Consider the following 5,560-nt stretch of genomic DNA (forward strand, 5'->3'; position numbering starts at 1 on the left):
GCCGGGCGGCTCTGCGCCCGCGGCGCGCCGCGCTGACCGCCACCCATGCTCTGGCCGCCACGCTGGGACGCGATCGCTTCGCGGCGGCCGGATGATTGCGGGTTGCCGAGCGCATTGGGCCGTGAACGGTTGTCCGGCCTCGCCGCCATCTTCGGCGCGCCGGAATTCTTCTTCACATTGCCCTTCGACGGACGATTGGCCCCGGCATTGCCGGGACGCGCATCCGGACGAGACGCATTCGCCGGACGGTTCCCGGCATTCGGCCGGTCCGCCGGTCTGTTGGCGATGCCCGGCTTGCCGTTGGTCTTCAGGCCGTTGACCGTTCCCTTGCGGATATCGTCGGCGCGCGCCGCCGTGTTGCGCCCTCCTGCCCCGAAATCCGCCCGGCGATCGCCGACTTGGTTCTTCAGCTGGTTGCGCTTGTCGCCCTCAAGGCCGGACTTGATCGCCGTGCGATCCAGGTTGGCGAACTGGCTCTTGTCGATGCTGAGCTTGCTGCGGTCGACCTTCGTCCAATCGACGTCATTCCACTTGACCTTGCCGTTGAAATTCCGGTCGTTGAAGCAGTTGTTGCAGTCGATATCGACGTCGCCGTTCCAGCGTCCACCCCAGACACCCCAGTCGTCCCAATTGACGATCGCCGCCCACGCGACGCCGGTGACAGCCCCCGCGAAGAACGCGGCGCCCGGATAGTAATAGTTGTCGTAGGAACTTGGATAATAGGAGATCGGCTCGGCCGCGTAGCCGGGCTCGTAGAGCATCTGCGGCTCATATTGCGGGATATAGACCTTCTGAGGATCGGTCGGGCGGATCACCACGTTGTTGTTTTCGGTGACGACGGTCACCTTATCGTCCGTCTTGATGATGTTCTTCGCCACCGCCTCGTCGCGCAGCTGCTGGATGGCAACCAGCACATCCTTCTGCTGGTTGGTGAGCGCATCGCCGAGCTTTTGCGTCCAGTCGAGATCGTCGCTCATCATCTTCACGATGTCGGGATAGTTCAGCAGCGAAATGACGCTGCCATCCCAATCATCCTTGGGCTTGAGATCGGCGCTTTTCTTCTTAGCCTCAAGGAAGCGTTGCGCCTCGATGATCTGCAGCGGAAAAAGCGACGCCGCCGAAATCGCGGCGACCAGTTCGTCCGGATAGAGCGCGATGCGGGCGACCAGTACCTCCAGCTCATCTTCGGACAAGAGGTCGGTCGCAGCTGCAGGGGCCGCAGACGCCGGCGCCGCAGCGGGAGCCGCCGTTTGAGCGAACACGAAAGGCGCCGGCTGCATGGAAATGAAGGCCAGCGCCGTCAAGCCAGTTGTCAGGCCGGCAGTTAGTCTGAACGATCTTGATTTCATGACGCGTCGACCTTTCCGTGCAAATGGCGATGAATGCTGCTCTTGGCGCTCCATGTCCGAGCACTCAGGAGCGCTTGAGCGATACGACGTTCGATTGCGACAGCGCCTCGCCGATTTCGGTGAGAAGCGCCTTCTCCAGTTCCTTGTATTCCTGCCGACGCGCCTCCCGCTCCGTGCGCGGAAGATCATCGAGGTGGGTCAGCGTCTCCAGGATCACCGCGAGGTCCTCGCACATGCTGCGGAACGCTTCGCTCACCTGGTAGAGATGCCGAACCCTCTTGGCCTGATCGGGGAAATGAACCTCGGCGACGGCGAGAGCGGACAGTCGCGGCGTATTGCTTACTCTCCAGCTCATCGCACCCCCCACCGCCGATCTCCCCCCAGGAAGACCAGCTGATTATAGGGCGGTTGAGCGCGGGCGCAGACGTAAGATACGCGAACATACGCGGCATCCGCGATCATTTCGGCTTGTACTCGATGGTGGCGAACAGCCCGAATTGACACCGTGAGCTCGCAGATCGGCGATGCCCCCGACGGCGGCGAAAGACCACCCGCCCGTCCTCGATCCGATAGATGTTACGTGATGCTACGGGCATCGCCGCCCACGCAGGTCTATTGTTTTTGCGTATTCCCCGCACCCGCTGAGGTCGACCATTCGTTGTCGAAAGGCAAAAACCGTGTTCCTCGACTATTTCGCACTGGGCGTTCTGTTCTTCGTCGTGATCACGCTGTTCTACGCGGTGATCGCGATCCACGACATCCCGCACCTGATGGCAAAGGCCAGAAACCATCCGCATCAGGATGCGATCCACGTCGCCGGATGGGTGAGCCTGTTCACCCTTCACGCCATCTGGCCGTTCCTGTTCATCTGGGCAACGATCTACCGCGAGGACCGCGGCTGGGGCATTCGCAGCGATGGCAAATTGTCGCCGGCGCAGGAGGCCAACGCTGAAATCGCACGCCTGCATGCGCGCATCGCGGAACTCGAAGGCCAGTCGGAAGGCCAGTCATCGGAGGGGGAGAACGCCTGATGGACCTGCTTCTCATACTGACCTACGCGGCGCTCTGCTACGCGATCTTCAAGATCTTCCGCATCCCGGTGAACCAGTGGACGCTGGCGACATCGGTTCTCGGCGGCATCTTCCTGATCGGCACGCTGTTGCTGCTGATGAGCTACAATCATCCCTACACCAGCGACGCCCGCATCTACTTCACCTCCGCGCCCGTCATCCCAACGGTCGGCGGCCAGGTGGTCGAGGTGCCGGTCACGCCCAATGCGCCGCTGAAGAAGGGCGACGTCCTCTTCCGCATCGATCCGCGCCCCTATCAGTTCACGGTCGACCAGAAGACGGCAGCGCTCGCTGAGGCCAAGCAGACGGTGCTGCAATTGAAAGCGGCACTCGACGCCGCCAACGCTGCCGTCACCGGCGCCGAAGCCTCCAGGGACCGTTCGCTGCAGGCCTTCGAGAAATTCCAGGCCTCCAACGAAAACGCCAAGTCGAGCGGTCGTGGCGCCGTCTACTCCGAACTCGAAGTCGAAAACCGCAGGGGCCTCTATCTGACGGCCGAGGCCGCGGTCGATACCGCCCGCGCCCAGGCCACGCAGGCAAAACTGGCTTATGAATCGGAAATCAACGGCACCAACCCCACCGTTGCCCGCCTGCAGGCCGAACTTGCCAACGCTGAATACGAGCTCGATCAGACGACGGTCCGTGCCCCCAGCGACGGCTACGTCACCCAGGTTTTCCTGCGCCCTGGCATGATGGCGAACCCGCTGCCGCTGCGCCCGGTCATGGTGTTCATCGACAGCCAGGACCAGATGTTGGGCGCCGCCTTCATCCAGAACTCGCTGCAACGCGTCAATGTCGGCGACGATGCCGAAGTGGCCTTCAAGGCGGTCCCAGGCAAGATCTTCAAGGCCCGCGTGCAGGGGATCATCGACGTGATGGCGCAAGGCCAGCTGCAGCCCTCCGGCGCACTGATCGACCCGCAATCGCCCGAACGCGCCGCGCCCGGCCAGACGATCGCCAACATCGAGCTCCTCGAGAGCACCGAAGGCTACCAGCTACCCGGCGGTGTCGTCGCCGAGGTCGCCGTCTACACCCACCACTGGCACCACGTCGCGGTGCTGAGAAAGGTGCTGCTCAGAATGAGCAGCTGGATGAACTACGTCTTCCTGGAACACTGAGGGGAGAAGGCCGGTCCCGCTCTTTAGGAGTGGGGCCGGCACGAACATGGGAATGCCGATGACGAAGTGATAAGGAGCCCGCGGTGATAGGCAGTCTTCCGATGTTGCGAGGCCTGAGTGGTTTCAGCAGGGATTGGCTGAAGAGCGATATCCCGGCCGGGCTGTCGATTGCGGCCGTCGGCCTGCCGAGCGCCATCGCCTATCCCGCCATTGCCGGCCTTCCGCCGGAAACGGGCATTTACGCCAGCATCGTCGCGCCAATCGCCTACGCGATCTTCGGCCCCTCGCGGCTCCTCGTCGTAGGCCCCGATGCGGCCACCATGACCGTGCTTGCCGCGGCCATGGGCACGATCGTCGCCGCCTACCCCGCCGGCACGCCGGTCGATCGGGTCGCCATCGCGGCGGCACTCGCGCTCGGCGTCGGCATCTGCTGCATCGCCGCGAAGCTGCTGCGCCTCGGCGTTCTCGCAAGCTTCCTCTCGCGCCCAATCCTCGTCGGCTTTTTCGCCGGCGTGTCGCTGTCGATCCTCGTCGGCCAGATCGGCCGCTTCACGGGCGTGAAGATCGAATCCGACGGGCTCGTCCCTCCGCTGGTCGAGATCGCCGGCAAGAGCGGCCTGATCCACTGGCCCTCGCTGCTTCTCGGCCTTGCGATGTTCGCGCTGCTGTGGCTCGTCCGGGCCTTCCAATTGAAGATCCCGGGCCCGGTGCTGGTCGTCGTCCTCTCGGTCGTGCTCTCGGCCATCTTCGATTTTCAGGGGCGCGGCATCGCCGTCGTCGGCGACATCCCGAGCGGCTTGCCAAGCTTCTCGCTGCCCGCGCTCCACCAAATGCCACTCGACAAGATCATACTCGGCTCCGCCGCGATCTTTCTGGTGAGCTTCGGCGCGGGCATCGTGGCGGCCCGCAGCTTCGGCTCGCGCACCGGCGAAGAGGTCGATGCGAACCAGGAGCTGATAGGCCTCGGCGCGGCCAACATCGCGCCGGGGCTTTTCGGCTCGTTTCCGATCAGCGTTTCGGATTCGCGCACGGCGATCAACCTGTCGACCGGCGGCGTCTCGCAGGCGGCCGGCCTCGTCTCGGCGGCAACGCTGATCGCGGCCCTCGTCTTCCTGCACAGCGCGCTGCGCATCCTTCCCATTCCGGCGCTGGCCGCGATCCTTGCCATGGCGGCGATCAGCCTCATCGACGTCCACGAACTGCGCAAGATCTGGCGCATCAGCCGCATGGAGTTCATCTTCGCGCTGATCGCCATGTGGGGCGCCATCAGCTTCGGCGTGCTCAACGGCGTCATCGTCGCCGTCGCCGCCACGCTTGTCTACCTGCTGCGCCAGACGATGTTTCCGCGCGACGGCTTGCTCGGCCGCATCGAAGGCCGGCACGGCTTCTTCGACCTTGCCCGCCACCCCGAAGCGCGCCCTGTCGACGGCGCCGCCGTTTTCGCGGTCCAGGGCAGCATTCTCTTCTACAACGCCGATTACATCAGGAACCGCCTGACCTCGGTGGCGCGCAATCTGCCGGCCGACACCCGCTGCCTCGTGCTCGATGCCAGCGCGATCACCCATATCGACAGCACTGGCGCCACAGCACTCGAGGCCGTGGCCGAGATTCTGGCCAAGCGAAACATCACCTTCGCGATCGCCGACCTCAGCGAGGAGAGCCGCGGCATTCTGAGCCGCGCCGGCGTCATCAGGACGATCGGTCCGGACAACATCTTCAACGGCCGGGAAGAAGCGCTGCGCGCGCTGATCGGAAATTACGACCAGGCAGGCACGACATCGGCAGGCAGCACGGTTTAAGAGCACGGAGGGAGAACCATGGACGAGATACTGGAAACCAAGGGGCACGACCCGGAGCCATCGGCAAAGTCCAACGGCAAGGACAAGAAGAAAAAGAAGGCGTGGGATTACGACAAGCAGATCGCCCGCCTGCAGGTGGAGCTGGCGCATCTCCAGGCGTGGGTCAAGAAATCGGGCGCCCGGGTGGTCATCGTCTTCGAAGGCCGCGACGCCGCCGGCAAGGG

Annotated in this window: 5 protein-coding genes and 1 pseudogene; 4 read left to right on the plus strand and 2 right to left on the minus strand. The window is 63.9% G+C overall.

The annotated features are described in order from the left end of the window. Window positions 1-1,349: DUF3300 domain-containing protein (locus B3605_RS09725; RefSeq protein ID WP_296433633.1), on the minus strand; the 1,349-nt coding region annotated here is incomplete at its 3' end. A 64-nt stretch (window positions 1,350-1,413) separates the two neighbouring features. Continuing rightward, complete coding sequence (locus B3605_RS09730) at window positions 1,414-1,704, minus strand: hypothetical protein (protein WP_047514034.1); 291 nt, start codon at window positions 1,702-1,704, stop codon at window positions 1,414-1,416. Between the two features lie 322 nt (window positions 1,705-2,026). Here B3605_RS09730 and B3605_RS09735 point away from each other — a divergent pair, with 322 nt between their 5' ends. From B3605_RS09735 to B3605_RS09750, 4 genes and pseudogenes are all read left to right on the plus strand, one after another. Beyond that, window positions 2,027-2,380 (plus strand): DUF3302 domain-containing protein, encoded by a 354-nt coding sequence (locus B3605_RS09735; RefSeq protein ID WP_112945284.1) that lies wholly within the window; start codon window positions 2,027-2,029, stop codon window positions 2,378-2,380. After that, on the plus strand, window positions 2,380-3,537 hold the full coding sequence (locus B3605_RS09740; protein ID WP_112945283.1) for an HlyD family secretion protein: 1,158 nt from the start codon (window positions 2,380-2,382) through the stop codon (window positions 3,535-3,537). The genes B3605_RS09735 and B3605_RS09740 overlap by 1 nt, the downstream gene beginning before the upstream one ends. 83 nt (window positions 3,538-3,620) lie before the next feature. Further along, entirely contained in the window at window positions 3,621-5,336 is a 1,716-nt protein-coding gene (locus B3605_RS09745) for a SulP family inorganic anion transporter (RefSeq protein WP_112950929.1), read from the plus strand. Between the two features lie 18 nt (window positions 5,337-5,354). Next, window positions 5,355-5,560, plus strand: a pseudogene (locus B3605_RS09750) (polyphosphate kinase 2); the annotation flags it as partial.

Origin of the sequence: Rhizobium sp. UBA1881, assembly GCF_002338015.1 — a bacterium.
Taxonomy (GTDB): domain Bacteria; phylum Pseudomonadota; class Alphaproteobacteria; order Rhizobiales; family Rhizobiaceae; genus Rhizobium.

What these genes read in the sequence shown, in the direction of transcription:
- B3605_RS09730 (WP_047514034.1), bottom strand. Translation starts at nt 1,704, where the DNA reads ATGAGCTGGAGAGTAAGCAATACGCCGCGACTGTCCGCTCTCGCCGTC.
- B3605_RS09740 (WP_112945283.1), top strand. Translation starts at nt 2,380, where the DNA reads ATGGACCTGCTTCTCATACTGACCTACGCGGCGCTCTGCTACGCGATC.